Consider the following 19,314-nt stretch of genomic DNA (forward strand, 5'->3'; position numbering starts at 1 on the left):
GGGCTAACACGGCCATGCATGTGCCGTTTTTGGGATTGAAGTTAACAGCTTCCCATATGGTTTACAACAAAAATTTGAGGGGTAGGCTCAGGGACGGACCCTGTTTTACAGGAAATTTCCTGTAAAACAGGGTCCGTCCCTAATTCTTTGTTCCTGATTTTCAGGCGCTGGCGCGAGCCGGCGCCCTGCTTTTCTGCCGGGCCCACCACACCCGCGCCAGCAGCAGCGCGGCGACGATCGCGGCGAACAGCAGCGGCTGCGCGAGATCGTTCTTGGCGGCCTTCATCCACCAGTAGTGCAGCACGCCGAGCGGCGTGGCCACGTAGACCAGCCGGTGCAGCCACAGCCAGCGCTTGCCGCCCAGCCGTTTCACCATCGCGTTGGTGCTGGTCAGCGCCAGCGGGATCAGCAGCACGAAGGCGGTGAAGCCGACCAGGATGAACGGCCGCTTGGCCACATCCTTCAGCATGGCCGCCACGTCGAAGAAATGGTCGAACCACAGGAACGTGGTGAAGTGCAGCAGGCCGTAGAAGAACGCGTACAGCCCCAGCATGCGCCGCAGCTTCAGAACCCAGTTCCACTTCGCCAGCCGCCGCAGCGGCGTCACGGCCAGCGTGATGCACAGGAAGTACAGCGTCCAGTCGCCGGTCGAGTGCGTGATGTACTGCAGCGGTTCGACCAGCGCATCGGTGAACACCAGAACCACCAGCCGGGCCAGCGGCACCAGCGCCAGCAGGTGCACCAGGGCCTTGATCCCGGCAAGTTGTAGGGCGGATGGCTGCATCAGAACGCTCCCATCAAAATTCTCCCGTCAGAACCATTTCTTCAGATCCATGCCGGCGTACAGCGACGCCACGTCGTTGTAGCCGTTGAACATCAGCGTCTTGCGCTTGCGCGACAGGAACGAATCCTCGCCGATGCGCCGCTCGGAGGCCTGCGACCAGCGCGGGTGATCCACGTCGGGATTCACGTTCGAGTAAAAACCGTATTCGGACGGCGCCGACTTGTTCCACGCCGTGCGCGGCATGTCGCGGGTAAAGCGGATCTTGACGATCGACTTGGCGGACTTGAAGCCGTATTTCCATGGCAGCACCATGCGCACCGGCGCGCCGTTCTGGTTCGGCAGCACGTCGCCGTACATGCCCAGCGTGAGCAGCGCCAGCGGGTGGTTCGCCTCGTCGAGGCGCAGCCCTTCCACGTACGGCCAGTCCAGCACGCGGCTGTTCACGCCCGGCATCTGGCGCCGGTCCGCCAGCGTGGTGAACTCGACATATTTCGCATTGCCGGTGGGCTCCACGCGCTTGATGATCTCGGAGAACGAATAGCCCACCCACGGGATCACCATCGACCACCCTTCCACGCAGCGCAGCCGGTACACGCGCTCCTCCAGCGGCGCGAGCTTGAGCAGCGAGTCGATATCGAGCGTCATCGGCTTTTTCACCTCGCCCTCGATCGCCACCGTCCACGGCCGCGTACGCAGCGTGTGGGCGTTCTCGGCCGGATCGCTCTTGTCGGTGCCGAATTCGTAGAAATTGTTGTAGTTGGTCGCATCCTTGCGCGGCGTCTGCTTGTCGAGCGCCGAATAGGAGGGATTGAGCTTCGCCGCGAGCTTGCCTGGCGTCGTGCCCTGGGCGAAGGCCTCGCGCGTCAGCATCTCGATCAGCGCGCCGCTGGCGATCGAGCCGGCGGCGACCTGGCGGATGAAGCTGCGCCGTGCCTCGAACACGTGGCGCGGCGTGATTTCCGATGAAAACGGCAGATCGATGCCGTTGGGGGAACGTTTGATCAGCATGACGGCTCCGGATGGGTAAGGTCGATGAACATGTACTGCGACCTTACACCAATCCCGGCAGCCTTTCGTTTACGACAGAATTAATTGCCTGTCGGTACAGCGCATTTTACAGGTTGCCGTAGGAATGCAGGCCCGACAGGAACATGTTCACGCCCAGGAAGGCGAACGTGGTGACCAGCAGGCCGACCACCGCCCACCAGGCCGCCACGCGGCCGCGCAGGCCCGACATCAGCCGCATGTGCAGCCATGCCGCGTAGTTCAGCCACACGATCAGTGCCCAGGTTTCCTTCGGGTCCCACGACCAGTAGCCGCCCCAGGCCTCGGCCGCCCACAGCGCGCCCAGGATCGTGGCGATCGTGAAGAACGCGAAGCCGGCCGAGATCGACTTGTACATCACGTCGTCGAGCAGTTCCAGCGACGGCAGCCGGTCGACCAGGTAGCCGTGCGATTTCAGCAGGTAAGCCGTGCCCACCATCGCGGCCAGCGCGAACGTACCGTAGCCGATGAAGTTGGCCGGCACGTGGATCTTCATCCACCAGCTCTGCAGCGCCGGTACCAGCGGCTGGATCTCGTGCGCATCGCGCGATACCGTGTACCACAGCAGGAAGCCGACGGCCGCCGAGATGATCAGCATCACGAACGCGCCCAGCTGGCGGGTGGCGTAGCGCTGCTCGTAATACAGGTGGAACATCGCCGTGATCAGGCAGAACAGGATAAACACTTCATACAGGTTCGAGATGGGAATGTGGCCGACATCCGCGCCGATCAGGTACGACTCGTACCAGCGCACCATCATCGCGGTCCAGCCCAGCAGCATGCCGCCCCAGCACAGCCGGGACCCGATCGCGCCGCCGGCCGGCGAGCGTGCCGCCAGCCCGATCCAGTAGAACAGCGTGGACAGGAAGAAGAACACGCTCATCCACAGCACCGCGGACTGGCTCGACAGCATGTAACGGAGCCAGAAGCGCTTCTCGGCCGCCGCCAGGTCGCCGCCGTACATGGCGATCGCGCCGAGCGCCAGCAGGGCGATCGCCAGCATCAGGGGGCGCACCGGCTTCCAGTGCCAGCCCAGCGCCGCGAAGGTGGGCACGGCCAGCAGCAGGATCGCCTTTTCGTAGCCGTCCATCCAGGCGCCGTAGCGGTTCAGCGCGAACAGCGCGCCGGCCAGCAGCGCCAGCCCGAACAGCCAGTCGAACGGCGACAGCCGGCGGAAATAGCCGGGGGTGGCCGTGTAGGGTTGGTGTTGTGTGATGTCCATCGTCATTCTCCAGCTCGTGGTTTCCTGCTCGCGGGTGTCCGCTGCCGGTCAGCTTACGCCGTTTGCGGCAGCTTTTGCTTCAGTTCTTCGAATTCGCGGTCGAAGTCGAGCGTGCGGCGCTGCGTGCTCATCGCCATCAGCGCGTGCGCCCCGCCCGTTTCCTGGCCGGCATCGGCACGGATCCAGATCCACAGCCGCCGCTCGCGGATGTAGAACATCGCGAACACGCCCAGCACCAGCAGCAGGCAGCCCAGGTAGACCACCGACTTGCCCGGCGAGCGCGTCACCTGGAATACCGACGCCTTCACCTGCTCGAATTCGTCGAGCTGCAGGTACACCGGCGCGCCGTAGAAGAAGCTGTCGGACAGGCCGTTCATCGCCAGCTGCAGCCAGCGCGCATGGGCTTCGTCCGGCGCGATCGCCGCCAGGCCGTCGCGCTCGCGCGCCACGGCCCACAGTTCCCACAGCGTGCCGTTGAGGATCTTCATGAAGATGTCGGCGGCCTTTTCCTGTTCCGCCTGCGGCACCTTCTCGAGGAAGCGGCTGACGGACATGTAGCCGCCCGCATCCTTGTCGCCGGCGAAGATCTCCAGGCTTTTCAGGGCCGACAGCGCCAGTTGCGCCTGCACCGTGTCGCTTTTCGCGCTGTCGCTCCGGCCCGAACCCGGCGACATGCGCCCCGCATACGCATTGGCCGCGCGTTCGCGCAGCGTCGGGTCGTGCAGCGCGGCGCGCAGGCGCATCCAGTCGCGCACGCTGTGCTCGTCGTCGGCGGGAATGCGCAGGTAGCTGAACGGATCGGCCGGGCTGGCGCGCACGCCGGACAGGAACATCGGCATGCCATCGAGCGTGACGGGCTGCATGTAGTTCTGGAATTCGCGCGCCTGGCCGGTCTGGTCGCGCACCTTGTACTGCACGCTCGGGCCCACGTTCTTCAGGTCCTTGTTGTTGGCGTTCTTGGCGGCCGAGCCCAGGTGCTTGTCCAGGCCCAGAGCGAAGGCGTTGCCCAGTTTTTCATTCTGCTTGACGGCGCGCACGTCCTCGGCGCCGTTCTGGTTCGCCGTGTTCTCCACGTTGAACGGGCGAAAATCGGTCCATTCGATCGTGTGGGCGTCATCGAGTTTCGTGGAATTGCCGACGACGCCATTCATGTCGAACTTGCCCGCTTTCGTGCCTTCCATCGGGAAGCCCGTGAGCTTGAGCTTGCTGCCGCCATCCTCGAAGCTGGCCTGGTACACGGCCAGTCCTTTCCAGATGAACGGCTTGTTGACCTCGATCGTGGCGGCCTTCGTTTCGCCGGTGGCGCTGTCGCGCACCAGCACGTCGCTGGCGAACAGCTTCGGCATGCCGGTGCTGTAGAAATCGATCGTGAATTTCTTCAGCTCGATGGTGAACGGCAGATCCTGGATCAGCACGCCGTCCGGCCGCGACAGCACGGCCGAATTGCTGGCCTGCCCTTCCGGGATCACGGTATTGCCGCGGAAGGTGGGGTTCGAGATGCCGAGGCGGTGCTTTTCCGGGATGGCCGAGATCAGGCCGTCGCCGGTGAACGGCACCTTGCCGAGCGCCCATTGCTGCACGCGGATCGGAATATCCGAATCGAGCAGGCCGCCCACGCAGATGACGACGATCGCGCTGTGCGCGAAGATGTAGCCGAACTTGTTGGCCGCGCCGCGCTTGGCCGCCACCAGCAGGCCGCCCTCCTTCTCCACCACCTTGGCCTGGTAGCCGGCATGCGCCAGGCGCCGCGTCATTTCGCCGGCCAGCGCGGCGGCCGGCTGGGCCGACCGCCATTCGGCCTTGTGGTGGAAATTGCGCAGCGACTGCTCGCGCACGTTCTCGCGCCAGCTGCGCATGTCCTTCATCATCTTCGGCGCATTGCGGATGATGCACAGCGACGTGGACGCGACGAGGAAGCACATCATCAACAGGAACCACCACGCGGAATAGACGGCGTACAGTCCCAGCTTGTCGAACACGTCGAACCAGAATGGCCCGAACTGGTTCACGTAGTTCGTCATCGGCTGGCCCTGCTGCATGATCGTGCCGATGATGGCCGAAATCGCGATCATCACCAGCAGCGCGATCGCGAATCGCATCGAGGACAGCAGTTCGAACGCTTCGTTCAGCGCGGGGCGGCGGGTGTTGAGACGGATGCCCGTCGCTGTAGTGCTCATGTGATAGTGCTCATGTAGTGATGCTCATGCTTATACCCGGACTCATGCGGCAGTGCTCATGCTGCGGTGCTCATGGAACAACTCATGCGCCAGCCGGCGTTTTGTATACAATCCCGGCAGGCATAGTAACAAAAAAAAGGGCGGCCCCGTCATGGCGGCCGCCTTTTTTCCTTCGATCGGTATACACCGGCCGATGCCGGCTTATTTCAGGCCGGCCACGTAGTCGGCCACGGCCTTGATCTCGTCGTCGGACATGCGTTGCGCGATCGTCGTCATTTCGGTACTGTTCTTGCGGCCGTGCCCCTTGAACAGGCCCAGCTGGGCGATCGTGTAATCCTGGTGCTGGCCGCCGATGCGCGGATATTTCGACGGGTTGCCGGCGCCCGCCGGCCCGTGGCAGCTGGCGCAGGCGGGCACGCTCTTCTCGGCCAGCCCGCCGCGGTAGATTTTCTTGCCCAGCTCGATGGAATCCTTGTTCTTCGCGGCGCCCGGCTTTTGCGATTGCGCGGCGAGATAGGCGGAAATGTTTTTCTTTTCCTGGTCCGTCAGCATCTTGGCGTAGGTCGTCATGATCGGCTGGGCCCGCGCCGGCTGGGTGAAGTCCACCAGCTGCTTGTACAGGTAGGCTTCGGGCTGGCCGGCGAGCTTGGGATTGGCGACGATCGTGGAATTGCCGGCGGCGCCGTGACACGACACGCAGGACGGCAGGCCGCGGGCGGCGTCGCCGTCGGCATAGAGCGTTGCGCCCTTGGCCGGGTCCACCTTCACCACCTGCGGAGTGGCAGCCGATGCCGCTCCCGTGAAGGCCATCAATGCAAGGAACATCGAGCGTACCACTGGTGAATACTTACGATTCATTCAGCCACCTCATTTATCCACCTCATTTAGCCACCTTCCGGAAACGAGTCAATAAAATGTCGCAATGTTCGCGTGCGCCGGCCCGCACGGATACGGGTCGTAACTCCTTATTGTACAATAGCTTCCCGGCACAACTGCCTGTTCTCGTAGCAATTTTTCATGTCCAAGCTCTGGCAAGCCCGCTTTTTCACGACCGTCAACCACCTGCGCGATCTGCCCCGTACCACGGTGCCGGAGATCGCCTTCGCCGGCCGATCCAACGCGGGTAAGTCCACCGCCATCAACATCCTCTGCAACCAGAAGGGGCTGGCCTTCGCCTCGAAGACGCCGGGCCGCACGCAGCATATCAACTTCTTTTCGATCGGCGGCGCGCACGTGGCGATGCACCGCCATGACCCGATCAACATGGACGAACTGCGCTGCCTGGTGGCCGACCTTCCCGGCTACGGCTACGCGGAAGTATCCGGCAACGCCAAGCTGCACTGGCAGCGGCTGCTGGGCGACTACGTGCAGCAGCGCGAGCAGCTGGCCGCGCTGGTGCTGATGATGGATGCGCGCCGCCCGTTCACCGACCTGGATATCCAGATGCTCGAATGGTTCGCCCCCACCGGCAAGCCGATCCACTGCATCCTGACCAAGGCCGACAAGCTCACTCGCAACGAAGCCGTCAACACGCTGCGCCAGGCGCAGGCCAAGCTTGACAGCTATGTCGACGAGGATGGCGAAGGCTTCCCGTTCACCGTGCAGCTGTTCTCCGCGCTGAAACGCATCGGCATCGAGGAAGCGACGGCGAAGATCGAGGAACTGGCCGGCCTGAACGACATGCCGGAAGCCGTGCCAGCCACGGAAGACGGCACCGGCGAGGCGCCCGCGGCCGGGCCCGATGCCGCCGGGTCCGGGTCCGGGTCCGGGTCTGAATCCGACGCCGATGCCGACGCCGATCCTTCGCCAGCCCCCTGACCTTTAGGAATCCAAGCGATGCACAGCCCCCATTTCTCCGCCCAGTTCCCCGCGATGCGCATGCGCCGCATGCGCCGCGATCCGTTCTCCCGCGCGCTGATGCGCGAGAACGTCGTCACCGCGGCGGACCTGATCTACCCCGTCTTCATCCTCGAAGGCACCAACGTGCGCGAGCCGGTGCTGTCGATGCCGGGCGTCGAGCGGGTATCGGTCGACCTGCTGCTGAAGGTGGCCGGTGAATGCGTGTCGCTGGGCATTCCCGTGCTGGCGCTGTTCCCCGTCATCGATACGGCGCTGAAGACGCCGGACGGCATCGAGGCCACCAACCCCGAAGGCCTGGTACCGCGCGCCGTGCGCGAACTGAAAAAGCACTTCCCGGAACTGGGCATTCTCACCGACGTGGCGCTGGACCCTTACACGAGCCACGGCCAGGACGGCCTGATCGACGATGCCGGCTACGTGATCAACGACATCACCACCGAGATGCTGGTGCGCCAGGCGCTGACGCAGGCCGACGCCGGCGTGGACGTGGTGGCGCCGTCGGACATGATGGACGGCCGCATCGGCGCGATCCGCCAGGCCCTGGAAGGCAAGGATCACATCCACACGCGCATCATGGCTTACTCGGCCAAGTACGCTTCCGCGTTCTACGGCCCGTTCCGCGACGCCGTGGGCTCCGCGAAGAACCTGGGCAAGGGCGACAAGAACCAGTACCAGATGGACCCCGCCAACAGCGACGAAGCGCTGCGCGAAGTGGCCGGCGATCTGCAGGAAGGCGCCGACATGGTGATGGTCAAGCCCGGCATGCCGTACCTGGACATCGTGCGCCGCGTGAAGGATGAGTTCAAGGTGCCCACCTTCGCCTACCAGGTCAGCGGCGAATACGCGATGATCAAGGCCGCCGCGCAGAACGGCTGGCTCGACCACGACAAGGTGATGATGGAATCGATGCTGGCCTTCAAGCGCGCCGGCGCCGACGGCGTGCTCACCTACTTCGCGCTCGATATCGCGCGCAAGCTGAAGGGCCTCTGAGGCCGGCGTCACCCTCCAGACCAGGCGGGCCACGGCCCGCTTTTTTCATGCCTGCCACGGTTGAGCTGGTCGCTAAACAACACCAGGGGCTTGGCAGGGAGTGTAGGCAGGGAATTCTTGGCGCATGGCTCCAAGCCTGCGGAACGATGCGGCCATGCAGGGCCGCAGCTTCGCGGAGCATGCTCCGCGCCTGCCAAGCGGTAATGGCATGCATGCCATTACTCCTTCCAGTCCCCGATTTTTTACAACACCTGGCAAAGATCCGGCTCGCGCTCCAGCAGCGCGGTAATCCACTCCGCAAACACCCGCAGCTTCGGCGCGCCCATCCGCCCGCGCGGATAGAGCAGCGACACCGGCATCGGCGCTGGCGGGGTTTCCGAAAACAGTTCCACCAGCTCGCCCCGTTCCAGGTAGCCGCGCACCTGGTAGCGCGCGGCCTGCGTGATGCCGAGCCCCTGCAGCGCGCAGGCCACGTTGGCGTCGGCGTTGTTGACGGCGACCCGCCCCGGCACCTGCGCGGCCTTGACCACCCTGCCGTCGACGACGAAATCCCAGTCGAACGGCCGGCCCGTGCGGCCGGAAAAGTGCACGATGCCCTGGTGATGCCGCAACGCGTCGATCGCGTGCGGCGTACCGTGCCGGGCGAGATAGGCCGGGGCCGCGCAGGTGACGAACCGCATGCTGCCGACCTGCCGGCCCACCAGCGACGAATCCTGCAGGTCGCCCACGCGCAGCGCGCAGTCGATGCCTTCCTGCGTGAGGTCCACGAGACGATCCGAAAAGCTCAGTGTCAGCGCCAGCTCGGGCCAGGCGTCCGCAAAGCCGGCGATGCGCGGCAGGATCACGTGGCGGCCGACGGCATCGGGCAGGTCGACGCGCAGCGTGCCGCGCGGCCGGGCCGCGGCCGCGCCGCGAAATGCCGCCTCGGCGCTGGCCACCGCGTCGAGGATCTGCAGGCACTGCGCGTGGTAGTCGGCGCCGTCCGGTGTCAGCGCCAGCCGGCGCGTGGTCCGCTGCAGCAGGGTCGTGCCGAGATACGCTTCGAGGTTCTTGATCGTGGCCGTCAGCGCCGCGCGCGGCAGGCCCAGTGTTTCCGCCGCCTTCGTGAAACTGTTGGCCTCGACGATGCGCACGAAGACCTGCATTGCCCGAAGTTTGTCCACTGTCCACTCAATTGTTCACATGATGTGAAAAGTATAGGGCGATTATGGGTGGATTATCTTCTCTCTTTCGATGCGTACACTTTCCCCATCCAATCCTGCCGGTCCACGGCGCTCCCGATGGCGGATTCCACGCAACCGGCCGCTCCGTAGACTGGTTTCATCCATTCACATGGGGAAAACCATGACATCGCATCGAGAATCGCAGCACGATTTGCAGAAAGACCCACAGCAAGATCCGCAGCACGCCCCGCAACAAGCCCAGCATCCGACCCATATCGCACCCTCGATGGTGCTGTTGCTGGCGGCGGCGTCTGGCCTGATCGTCGCCAACCTGTATTACGCGCAAACGCTGGTGGGGCCGATCGCGGCCGCCACAGGGCTGTCGGCCGGTGCCGCCGGCCTGATCGTCACGCTGACGCAGGTCGGCTACACGCTCGGCCTGCTGTTCATCGTGCCGCTGGGCGACCTGCTGGAAAACCGCCGGCTGATCGTGACGGCCCTGGCGGCGACGGCCGCCGCGCTGGCTGTCGCCGCCTTCGCCACCAGCGCCCCGGTGTTCCTCGCCGCGGCGCTGGCGATCGGGCTCGGCTCCGTGGCCGCGCAGGTCCTGGTGCCGTTCGCGGCCCACCTGTCGCATGAATCGAAGCGCGGGCACACGGTGGGCAAGGTGGTCAGCGGGCTGCTGCTGGGCATCATGCTGGCACGGCCGGCGGCCAGCCTGATTGCCGACCACACGAGCTGGCACGTGGTCTTCGCGGGCGCGGCGGTGCTGATCGCGGCGCTGGCCATCGTATTGCGCGTGAAATTGCCGGAGCGGGTGCCGCACTCGCGCACGTCGTATCCAAAGCTGATCGGTTCGCTGTGGACCCTGTTCCGGACGACGCCGGTGCTGCGCCGCCGCGCCGCCTACCATGCCGGCCTGTTCGGTTCGTTCAGCCTGTTCTGGACCGTGGTGCCGCTGGCGCTGGCCGGGCCGATGTTCGGGCTGTCGCAGACGGGCATCGCGATCTTCGCGCTGGTGGGCATGGCCGGCGCCATTGCCTCGCCGGTCGCCGGCAGGCTGGCCGACGCCGGCCACAGCCTTCCAGCCACGGCGGCCGCGCTGGGCCTCGGCATCGCGGGCTTCGCGCTGCCCCTGCTGGTGCCGGGCTCGCGCCACGTGGCGCTGGCGCTGCTGGTAATCGCGTCGATCGTGCTGGACATGGGCGTGGCGGCCAACCTGGTGCTGGGCCAGCGCGCGATCTTCACGCTGGGCGCGGAAGTGCGCAGCCGCCTCAACGGCCTGTACTTCGCCGTGTTCTTCGCCGGCGGCGCCGTGGGGTCCGCGCTGGGCGGCTGGGTATATGCCCGTTACGGCTGGCACGCGGCGCTGCTGGCCGGCATGGCGATGCCGGCCGCGGCGCTGCTGTACTGGCTCGGCGAGGCGCTGGAGCACGCGGCAGGCCTGGTGGATCGCCAGTAACCGCTGGGGAACCGCTGATTTATTCATGGCGGCGATCTTAGCCATGAGAAAACGCGCCCAGCTGCGTCACAAATGCCCTGCCATACCCAGGTATGACAGGGCATTTGCGTCTTGCTGGCCACGTTTTTCAAGACTAATCTCATCCACCAGCAATAAATCAGCGCTTCCCTAGCGCCCCGCCGGGCGGATATAGCGCGGGTACATTTCCTTCAGCAGGAAGGCGCGCAGCTCGGCTTCGTCTTCCTTGCGGGCGCTCATCTTGACGACCCGGCCCAGCCGGTGCGATTCCCATTCGAAGTCGCCGGTCTTTTCCTTGCGGATCAGCTCGATCATCTTGGTGACGACGGCGTTTTCGATGTCGATCTCGCTGCCCAGCTCCACCTTCACCTGCGACAGCCAGCGGCGCTTGAAGTTGGTGTTCCAGCCGCGGAACTTCAGGTCGGCGCTGTTGAACGTCTGGTTCTTCACGTCGAAGATGCCGCCCGAGTCTTCCCGTTCGCCGGCCGCGTTGCGGCCCTGGGCGCCCATGATGTTGGCCATCGCGCGCGCCTTGGCCTGGGCATTCTCGCTCTCGGCGCTTTCCGTGGCCGGGGATTCGACGGCGCCGCGCCGCCGCCGCGCGGCTTCCACCATCTGCGACATGTCGGTCACGTCCGGCGGCGGCGGCGTCATGTCGGCCTTGACCGGCGGCGGCGGCGTGTCCTGCCTGCGCGGATCGGTGATCGCGTCGTTGTTGGTGCGCTTGATCGGCGGCGACGGCGCCGGCTGCGGCTTCGTTTGCGCGACTTTCGGCTGCTTTTGCGGCGTCGGTTTCTGCGGCGCGGACTTTTGCGGCTTCGGCGGTGTAGGCGTGGGCGATACGGGCGCGATCCACACCATTTCGCCGGCTTTCGACGGTGGATTGAGCTTGATGAAGGTCTGCGGGTTCATCAGGATCAGCCCGATGATGAGGACGTGCAGGCCGATCGCGATGGCCAGGCCCGTGCGGTTCGGCTTGTTGTCGCCATAGCGGAGCGCAAGGCCGCCGGGCGGAATGACCTGGCCGCAGGTGGGGCAGACTTCGTCGGGACCGTGAGTATGGCTGGACTGGAGCAAGATAAACCGTTTTCTATGCGCGAACCGGCGGGGCCGGGCTTTGGTCGGGCAAGCTTACGCGAGCTTGTCGTTAACGGATGTTACCGTATGTATCATATTGATGGGCGCGGGATCGAGCAGTGATGCGGGCATTTCAGGTAGCTTTAATTGAAACGGTCCGGGGCAAACGCCGGTGCCTGGCACCTTTTCCGGGCGAATCATCCAGAGAAGTGTCAGGCACCAGCTTCCCGGGCCAACGGATGTCAAGGTAAGCCATCACGACAGGTTTACCGCCTTCAGCTCCACCTTCTGCGGCTCCGGCGGCAGCTCGGCCAGTTCGGCATCGCCCATCGGACCGTTGCCGCTGTACCGGTCCAGGAACAGGTAGATCACCGGCGTGACGTACAGCGTGATCGCCTGCGAGAAGATCAGGCCGCCGCACACGGCCAGGCCCAGCGGCTGGCGCAGTTCGGCGCCGGCGCCCAGGCCCAGCGCGATCGGCAGCGCGCCCATGAACGCGGCCAGCGTGGTCATCATGATCGGGCGGAAGCGCAGGATGCACGCCTCGCGGATCGCGGCGGCCGGCGCCATGCCCCGCTCCCGCTGCGCCTGCAGGGCGAAGTCGATCATCATGATCGCGTTCTTCTTGACAATGCCGATCAGCATCAGGATGCCGATGATCGCGATCATCGTCAGGTCCATGTCGAACAGCCACAGCGTGAACAGCGCGCCCACCGCGGCGGACGGCAGGCCGGCCAGGATCGTCAGCGGGTGGATGTAGCTTTCGTACAGCACGCCCAGCAGCACGTAGATGACGGCCAGCGCGGCCACGATCAGGATCACCTGGCTGCCTTGCGAGCTCTGGAACACCGCCGCATCGCCGCCATAGTTCGTGATGATCGACGGCGGCAGGCCGAATTCCTGGCCCATCGCATCGATCCTGGCCGTGGCGGTGCCCAACGGCACGCCCGGCGCCAGGTTGAACGCCACCGTGACCGCCTGCAGCTGTCCCTGGTGGTTGACGGCGGTGGGCCCGACCGTGCGCTGCACGGTGGCAAAGCTCGACAGCCTGATCAGTTGCCCGGCCGCGTTGCGCACCGAGACCTTGGCCAGCGCATCCTCGTAGCGGCGGTCTTCGTCGGCCGCCTCCAGGATCACGTAGTAACTGGCGGCGGACGAATAGATCGTCGACACCTGCCGTTCGCCGAACGCCAGGTACAGCGCGGTGCGCAGGTCGCCGATCGACACGCCCAGCGTGCTGGCCTTGTCGCGGTCGATGTTCAGCGTGGCCTGCAGGCCCTTGTTCTGCGAATCGCTGGTCACGTCGCGGAAGTCGGGGTCGGCGCGCAGGCGCTCCAGGTAACGATCGGCCCATTCGTTCAGCGCATCCGGGCTCACCGACTGCAGCGTGTACTGGTAGCGGCTCTTGCTCTGGCGGCCGCCCAGCTGCAGGTTCTGCACCGGCGACATGTAGACGGCGATGCCGGCCACGTCGCGCATCTTCTTGCGCAAGCCTTCCAGCACCTGCGGCATCGCCTTGCGCTCGCCGCGCGGCACCAGCACCACGAACATGCGGCCCGTGTTGCCGCCGCCGGTGAACGACACCACGCTCTTCACGGCCGGATCGGCCTTGATGATCGCGGCCACGCGGTCCTGCAGCGCCAGCATCGCGACCGTGGAGATATCCTCGGAGGCTTCGGTGTTGACGCGGAACTGGCCGATGTCCTCTTCCGGGAAGAAGCCCTTCGGCATCGTGGCGTACATCACCACCGTCAGCACGAAGGTGGCGAGCGCCACGGCCAGCACGACGAAGCGGTGGCGCAGCGCCATGTCCAGCGTGCGGCCGTAGCCGTTCAGCACGGCGCGGAAGCCCCGCTCGAAGTGGCGGCCCAGGAAGGTGTCGTCGCCCGAGGTTTCATGCGAATCGGCCGGCAGGAAGCGCGCCGCCATCATCGGCACCAGCGTCAGCGAGATCAGCGCTGAGACCAGCACGGCCAGCGCCACGATCACGGCGAATTCGCGGAACATCAGGCCCATCACGCCGGGCATGAAGAAGATCGGGATGAACACGGCCACCAGCGAGATCGAGATCGATACGATGGTGAAGCCCATCTCGCGCGAACCGATCAGCGCCGCCTGCAGCGGCTTCTTGCCGTGCTCGATGTGCCGCACGATGTTTTCCAGCACCACGATCGCATCGTCGACGACGAGGCCCACGGCCAGCGTGATGCCCAGCAGCGAGATGTTGTCCAGGCTGTAGCCGAGCGCGTACAGCAGCGCCAGCGCGCCCAGCAGCGAGATCGGCATCGTGACGGCCGGGATCAGGGTGGCCACGGCGCGGCGCAGGAACAGGAAGATCACCAGCACCACCAGCACGATCGTCAGCGCCAGCGTCAGGTTGACGTCGTGGATGGCTTCGCGGATCGACACCGAGCGGTCGTTGACGAGGCTGATGTTGATCGATTCCGGCAACTGCGCGCGAAAGCGCGGCAACAGCGCCTTGACGCCGTCGACCACCTGCACCGTGTTCGCATCGGGCTGGCGCTGCACCAGCAGCACGATCGAGCGCTCGCCGTTGTAGCTGCCGAACGACTTGATGGACTGGAAGCTGTCCTCGACGACGGCCACGTCCTTCAGCCGCACCGGTTCGCCGTTGCGGGTGGCGATGATCAGGTCGCGGTAGTCGGCCGCCTTCATCAGCTGGGCATTGCCCTGGATCGTCAGCGTCTGGTCCGGCCCGTCCAGCACGCCCAGCGGCGTGTTGGCGTTGGCGCTGCGGATCGCCGTCTGCACCTCGGCCAGCGTGAGGTCGCGCGCGTTGAGCAGGTCGGACTTGGCGCGCACCCGCACGGCGAAGCGCTTCTGGCCGTTGACGGTCACCTGCGCCACGCCGGGCAGCGTGGACAGGCTCGGGGCGATCAGGTTTTCCGCGTAGTCGTTCAGTTCGGACAGCGACAGCGAAGGCGAATTCATCGCCATGAACAGCACCGGCGCATCGGCCGGGTTGATCTTGCGGTACGACGGCAGGTCGGTCATTTCCTGCGGCAGCTGGCGCTGGGCGCGCAGCAGCGCGGCCTGCACGTCGACGGCGGCCTCGTTGACGTCGATGCTGGAATCGAATTCCAGCGTCAGCGACGTGTTGCCCTGCGTGCTGGTCGACGTGATCATCGACAGGCCGGCGATCGTGGAAAACTGCTTTTCCAGCGGCAGCGCCACCGAGGAGGCCATCGTATCCGGGCTGGCGCCGGCCAGGTCGGCGGACACGTTGATGACCGGGGTGTTATAGCTGGGCAGCGCGGCGACGGGAATATGCAGGTAGGCCAGCACGCCGGCCAGGATCAGCGACAGCGACAGCAGCACCACCATCACGGGGCGCCGGATCGAGAGCTCGGAGAGGTTCATTCGACGCCGCCTTTCGGCTTGCCCTGCTCGGCCAGGCGCGCATCGGGTGCCCGCACTCCGGGAACCCGTACGTCCGCCACGCGCACCTTGCCGCCGGGGCGCAGGTTCTGCTTGCCTTCGACGATCACCTTTTCATTGCCGGCGAGGCCGCGCACCGCGGCATCGGCGCCGAACGCGTGCAGGCGCTCCACGTTGGCCACTTTCGCCGTGCCGTCCGGCCCCACCGTGTAGACGAACGTGCCGCGCGTGTTCGTGATGATCGCGTTCTGCGGCACCACCAGCGCATCGCGCAGCGTCTGCACGGTGACTTCGGTGTTCACGTACTGCCCCGGCCACAGCCGGTTATCCCGGTTGTCGAACTGCGCCTTCACGCGGATCACGCCGGCCTGCGGGTCGACGGTATTGTCGATGAACGACAGGACACCGTCGATCGGCGTCTTCGAGTCGCGATGGAACACCTGTACCTTCACCTTGCCGGCGCGCTGCGCATCGAGCAGCGCGGCCAGGCTGGTTTCGGGCACCGTGAAGGCCACGTTGATCGGGTCGAGCTGGGTGATCGTCGTCAGCGACGTGGACAGCTGCACCAGGCTGCCGGGATAGACGTTGATGCCGCCGACGCGGCCCGACATCGGCGCGCGGATCGTGTTGTAGCTCTGCCCCACGCTGATCGCGCGGGCGGCCGCGATATTCGCTTCCATTTCGGCGCGGGCGGCATCGACCTGGCTTTTCAGCGTGTCGACGGCGCCCTGGGCAATGAACTTCTGGCCCAGCAGCTCCAGGCTGCGCTTGTACTGGCGTTCCAGGTCGGCCAGGGTGGCACGGTCGCGCGCCACTTCGGCCTGGGCCTTCTGCAGGTTGGCCGATTCGCTGCGGCTGTCCAGCGAGAACATCAGCTGGCCTTCCTTGACGAATTCGCCTTCCTTCACGTGCACCTTGACGATCGTGCTGGTGGTCTGCGGGTGCAGGTCGACGGTGCTGATCGGGCTCACGGTGCCGTTCGCCTGCAGTGCTACGGGAACGTCCTGCCGCTTCGGCGCGACGACGTTGACGGTGGTCGGCCCCTGGCCCTGCCCTTTTCCCTTGCCTTCGGTGCCCGCGGCATGCCGGGCTTCGCCCGGCGCGCGCGTGACATGCCAGGCGCCGGCTCCCACGGCGATGGCGGCAGCAACCAGTACTCCCAAGGTGGTCTTTTTCATTTTTTATAATGGCTGAAGTGGTGAATGACGATATGCCAACAAATTGTTTCCGTCCGGAATTAACCGGCCATTGTCGCATCGAACTGCTACCGCCCGGTGACATCGGTAACGGCTGCGTTGCTACTTTCCTGCGTAAAACTCGGGCAAGGTCAACACCGCTTCAAGGCCGCCGGCATCGCCATTGGCCAGGCTCAGCGTGGCGCCATGCTGTTCGGCGATGTTGCGGGCGATCGTCAGCCCCAGGCCAGTGCCGCCGGAGGCGCGCGAGCGCGACGTTTCGACGCGGTAGAACGGTTCGAACACGCGGGCCAGGTGGTCGTGCGGAATGCCCGGGCCTTCGTCGCGGATGCGGATGCGGGCCGCGCCGGCCAGCCGCTCGACCGTCACGTGGGCCCGCTGGCCATACTTGACGGCGTTGTCGATCAGGTTCACCAGGCAGCGCTGCACGTCCAGCGGCCGGCCCAGCAACGCCATGCCGGCCTTGCCCTTCAGTTCGACCTGCTGGCCGGCGTCGTGCGCATCGGCGCACACGCTGTCGAGCAGCGAATCGAGGTCCAGCTTCTGCATCGTGCCGCTGGTATCCATGCTGCGCGCCAGGTCGAGCCCTTCGCGGATCATCTGCTGCATGGCCGACATGTCGCCGATCAGCTTTTGCTGCAGGTCCGGATCGCTCACCTTTTCCAGGCGCAGGCGCATGCGCGTCAGCGGTGTCTGCAGGTCGTGCGTGATCGCAGCCAGCATCTCGGTGCGCTGGGCGATGTGCTGGCGGATGCGGCCCTGCATCGCGTTGAACGCCGCGCTGGCCTGGCGGATCTCGGCGGCGCCGGCCAGTTCGAGCGGCGGCCGGTTGATGTCGGCGCCCAGGTCCTTGGCGGCCTGGGCCAGCTGTTTCACGGGCCGCACCGCCATGCGCGTGACGAAATAGGCCAGCACCGCCACGCACAGCAGGAACGGCACGAACACGGTCCATTCGTTATGGCCGGTGGGGATCGTGCCCCGCGGCGGCAGCACGGACAGTTTCAGCACTTGCCCGTCCGTCATCACGATCTTGACGGCTTCGCAGGTGCCGCGCCACGGGCCCGGGCCGAACAGCGTCATCGTGCTGTTGCGCTGCCCGCATTGCGCCGGCCGCTCGGTCATCGGAATCACCTGGAAGTCGCGCGGCAGGCGCTGCGCCAGCGCGGCGGAAAACTCCGTGGCGGGATGCATCGTCAGGTCATTGTCCGGCGCGATTTCCAGCTTCATGCTGCTCTTGCTGGACACGGCCAGGTACTGGGCGCGCGATTCCGGACGCACCACATCGGTGGTTTCGATGATCTGCTCGGCGCGTTCCAGAGCGTGGTAATTGCGATAACGTTCCAGCGTGCGCTGGCGTTCGTTGACGGCCAGCCACTGCGTGAGCGCCGCCGACGCGACGATGCCGACCATCAGCGCGAAAAACACGCGCCCGGTCATCGAATTGACGAAATTTTTCAGCGTGCCCACGTTACCCCTGCCCGGCCGGCCCGGTTCACGCGCGCGGCTCAACGGCCACGGCGCCGGCCAGCACGTAGCCGCCGTTGCGCACGGTCTTGATGATCTGCGGCACCCGCGCGTCTTCGCCCAGTTTTTGCCGCAGGCGGCTGATCTGGATGTCGATCGAACGGTCGAACGGGTCCGCATCGCGGCCCTGGGTCAGGTTCAGCAGCTGGTCCCGGTTCAGCACACGGTTCGGATGTTCCAGGAACACCTTCAGCAGCCGGAACTCGGCGCCGGACAGCATGATCACCACGCCGTCCGGGTTCAGCAGGTGGCGCGCGGTGAGATCGAGCGTCCAGTTCGAAAAGCGGATCTGCGATGCCTTGTCCATGCCGCCGGACGGCATCGAGTTGCTGCGGCGCAGGACGCTGCGGATACGGGCCAGCAGCTCGCGCGGTTCGAACGGTTTCGGCAGGTAGTCGTCCGCGCCCATCTCCAGGCCGAGGATGCGGTCCAGCGGTTCGCTGCGGGCGGTCAGCATGATCACCGGCAGGTTCGAATGCGCGCGCAGCTTGCGGCACAGCGTGAGGCCGTCTTCGCCGGGCATGTTCAGGTCCAGCACGATCAGGTCGGGCCTGGTTTCGTCCAGCAGCTTCCACATGCCGGTGCCGTCCGCCGCGCCGAACGTGCGGTAGCCGTTGGACTCCAGGTAATCCGCCAGCAGCGTGCGGATATCGCGATCGTCGTCGACGATCAGAATGCTAGATGTGGGTTCCATGCTCCAATTATCGCCAGTTCGGCAGTGGAAGACCAACGGCGGTTTGTATCGTCTTGTATATGGTTTACCGCCTGCACGAGCGCTATTGCGCAGGGAAAATCGAGGAAACAAACGGATACAAAAACCGGCGTCCGCGACACTTGCCGGAAACACCCGGTTGAGAAACTGGTTTCCGTGCAGTGCTGCAAGCACACTCGAATTCACCCATGAAAGGATTTAAAAATGAATATCCTGCGTAAAAGCATTATCGCCGGCATGACCGTATTGAGCCTGGGCTCCGCCGCGATGGCCACGGAAGCACAGGAAGCCCCGCGTGAACGTTCTTATGCCGCGACGAAATTCGATCCCGTCAAACACGCCGAGCGTATCGAACAGCGTCAGCAGAAATTGCACGACGCATTGAAATTGACTGCCAACCAGGAAGTAGCCTGGAAAACCTATCAGGCGGCGATACAACTCCGCCAGCCGGCGGGCCGTGCCGATCGCGCGTCGTTCAAGGATTTGAATGCGCCGCAGCGACTGGAGAAAAGGCTGGAATGGTCGAAAGCGCGGATCGCACAACAGGAAACCCGGCTCGAAGCCTTGAAAACGTTTTATGCCGTGCTGACGCCGGAACAGCAGAAGCTGTTCGACCAGCATTCGCATGACGGGAAGCGCGGGCATCACGGTCGGCGCGGCTGATCCACGATGGCAATTGCGCAGGG

15 protein-coding genes are annotated in these 19,314 nt (G+C 65.2%); 4 read left to right on the forward strand and 11 right to left on the reverse strand.

The features are described from left to right. Positions 1-160: 160 nt before the first annotated feature. The 5 genes from msrQ to GJV26_RS11465 form a co-directional block, all read right to left on the reverse strand. The gene (msrQ, locus tag GJV26_RS11445; protein ID WP_155708932.1) at positions 161-784 is read right to left on the reverse strand and encodes a protein-methionine-sulfoxide reductase heme-binding subunit MsrQ; all 624 of its coding nucleotides are present in this window, start codon (positions 782-784) and stop codon (positions 161-163) included. 27 nt (positions 785-811) lie between these two features. Next, complete coding sequence (gene msrP / locus GJV26_RS11450; RefSeq protein ID WP_155708933.1) at positions 812-1,792, reverse strand: protein-methionine-sulfoxide reductase catalytic subunit MsrP; 981 nt, start codon at positions 1,790-1,792, stop codon at positions 812-814. Positions 1,793-1,898: 106 nt separating this feature from the next. Further along, positions 1,899-3,050 (reverse strand): c-type cytochrome biogenesis protein CcsB, encoded by a 1,152-nt coding sequence (ccsB, locus tag GJV26_RS11455; protein ID WP_155708934.1) that lies wholly within the window; start codon positions 3,048-3,050, stop codon positions 1,899-1,901. 53 nt (positions 3,051-3,103) lie between these two features. Further along, a complete protein-coding gene (locus GJV26_RS11460) occupies positions 3,104-5,227 on the reverse strand; it encodes a cytochrome c biogenesis protein ResB (protein WP_155708935.1) in 2,124 nt (707 codons plus the stop codon). A gap of 201 nt (positions 5,228-5,428) precedes the next feature. Further along, entirely contained in the window at positions 5,429-6,085 is a 657-nt protein-coding gene (locus tag GJV26_RS11465; protein ID WP_155708936.1) for a c-type cytochrome, read from the reverse strand. A 159-nt stretch (positions 6,086-6,244) separates the two neighbouring features. Between GJV26_RS11465 and yihA the strand changes: the two genes are divergently transcribed. Both yihA and hemB read left to right on the forward strand, forming a co-directional pair. Further along, positions 6,245-7,045: a ribosome biogenesis GTP-binding protein YihA/YsxC gene (yihA, locus tag GJV26_RS11470; protein WP_155708937.1), complete on the forward strand. Its 801-nt coding sequence runs from the start codon at positions 6,245-6,247 to the stop codon at positions 7,043-7,045. 18 nt (positions 7,046-7,063) lie between these two features. Continuing rightward, entirely contained in the window at positions 7,064-8,077 is a 1,014-nt protein-coding gene (hemB, locus tag GJV26_RS11475; protein WP_155708938.1) for a porphobilinogen synthase, read from the forward strand. Between the two features lie 242 nt (positions 8,078-8,319). On the opposite strand, the gene GJV26_RS11480 is transcribed toward hemB, so the two are convergent. Further along, on the reverse strand, positions 8,320-9,240 hold the full coding sequence (locus tag GJV26_RS11480) for a LysR family transcriptional regulator (protein WP_189442131.1): 921 nt from the start codon (positions 9,238-9,240) through the stop codon (positions 8,320-8,322). Positions 9,241-9,526: 286 nt separating this feature from the next. On the opposite strand from GJV26_RS11480, the gene GJV26_RS11485 reads away from it, so the two are divergent. Next, entirely contained in the window at positions 9,527-10,702 is a 1,176-nt protein-coding gene (locus GJV26_RS11485; protein ID WP_155712402.1) for an MFS transporter, read from the forward strand. Positions 10,703-10,870: 168 nt separating this feature from the next. Here GJV26_RS11485 and GJV26_RS11490 read toward each other — a convergent pair whose 3' ends face one another. The 5 genes from GJV26_RS11490 to GJV26_RS11510 all read right to left on the reverse strand — a co-directional run bounded on the left by GJV26_RS11490 (position 10,871) and on the right by GJV26_RS11510 (position 18,610). Beyond that, positions 10,871-11,797 (reverse strand): cell envelope integrity TolA family protein, encoded by a 927-nt coding sequence (locus GJV26_RS11490; protein ID WP_155708939.1) that lies wholly within the window; start codon positions 11,795-11,797, stop codon positions 10,871-10,873. Positions 11,798-12,052: 255 nt separating this feature from the next. Further along, positions 12,053-15,178, reverse strand: a complete 3,126-nt coding sequence (locus tag GJV26_RS11495) for an efflux RND transporter permease subunit (protein WP_155708940.1) — start codon at positions 15,176-15,178, stop codon at positions 12,053-12,055. Further along, a complete protein-coding gene (locus GJV26_RS11500) occupies positions 15,175-16,374 on the reverse strand; it encodes an efflux RND transporter periplasmic adaptor subunit (RefSeq protein ID WP_155708941.1) in 1,200 nt (399 codons plus the stop codon). Before GJV26_RS11500 ends, GJV26_RS11495 begins: the two co-directional genes overlap by 4 nt. Positions 16,375-16,494: 120 nt before the next feature. Further along, positions 16,495-17,859 carry an ATP-binding protein gene (locus tag GJV26_RS11505; protein WP_371866454.1) on the reverse strand — a complete coding sequence of 455 codons (1,365 nt, stop codon included), beginning with the start codon at positions 17,857-17,859 and terminating at the stop codon, positions 16,495-16,497. Positions 17,860-17,884: 25 nt separating this feature from the next. Next, positions 17,885-18,610: a response regulator gene (locus GJV26_RS11510; protein ID WP_155708942.1), complete on the reverse strand. Its 726-nt coding sequence runs from the start codon at positions 18,608-18,610 to the stop codon at positions 17,885-17,887. A 222-nt stretch (positions 18,611-18,832) separates the two neighbouring features. Between GJV26_RS11510 and GJV26_RS11515 the strand changes: the two genes are divergently transcribed. Next, positions 18,833-19,291 (forward strand): Spy/CpxP family protein refolding chaperone, encoded by a 459-nt coding sequence (locus GJV26_RS11515; RefSeq protein ID WP_155708943.1) that lies wholly within the window; start codon positions 18,833-18,835, stop codon positions 19,289-19,291. Positions 19,292-19,314 lie beyond the last annotated feature (23 nt).

It is taken from the genome of Pseudoduganella dura, assembly GCF_009727155.1.
GTDB classification, from domain to species: Bacteria; Pseudomonadota; Gammaproteobacteria; order Burkholderiales; family Burkholderiaceae_D; genus Rugamonas; species Rugamonas dura.

Coding starts and splice junctions, on each gene's coding strand:
- GJV26_RS11485 (WP_155712402.1), top strand. CDS start 9,527: ATGGTGCTGTTGCTGGCGGCGGCGTCTGGCCTGATCGTCGCCAACCTG.
- GJV26_RS11510 (WP_155708942.1), bottom strand. CDS start 18,610: ATGGAACCCACATCTAGCATTCTGATCGTCGACGACGATCGCGATATC.
- GJV26_RS11515 (WP_155708943.1), top strand. CDS start 18,833: ATGAATATCCTGCGTAAAAGCATTATCGCCGGCATGACCGTATTGAGC.
- hemB (WP_155708938.1), top strand. CDS start 7,064: ATGCACAGCCCCCATTTCTCCGCCCAGTTCCCCGCGATGCGCATGCGC.
- yihA (WP_155708937.1), top strand. CDS start 6,245: ATGTCCAAGCTCTGGCAAGCCCGCTTTTTCACGACCGTCAACCACCTG.
- ccsB (WP_155708934.1), bottom strand. CDS start 3,050: ATGGACATCACACAACACCAACCCTACACGGCCACCCCCGGCTATTTC.
- GJV26_RS11500 (WP_155708941.1), bottom strand. CDS start 16,374: ATGAAAAAGACCACCTTGGGAGTACTGGTTGCTGCCGCCATCGCCGTG.
- GJV26_RS11460 (WP_155708935.1), bottom strand. CDS start 5,227: ATGAGCACTACAGCGACGGGCATCCGTCTCAACACCCGCCGCCCCGCG.
- GJV26_RS11495 (WP_155708940.1), bottom strand. CDS start 15,178: ATGAACCTCTCCGAGCTCTCGATCCGGCGCCCCGTGATGGTGGTGCTG.
- GJV26_RS11465 (WP_155708936.1), bottom strand. CDS start 6,085: ATGAATCGTAAGTATTCACCAGTGGTACGCTCGATGTTCCTTGCATTG.
- msrP (WP_155708933.1), bottom strand. CDS start 1,792: ATGCTGATCAAACGTTCCCCCAACGGCATCGATCTGCCGTTTTCATCG.
- msrQ (WP_155708932.1), bottom strand. CDS start 784: ATGCAGCCATCCGCCCTACAACTTGCCGGGATCAAGGCCCTGGTGCAC.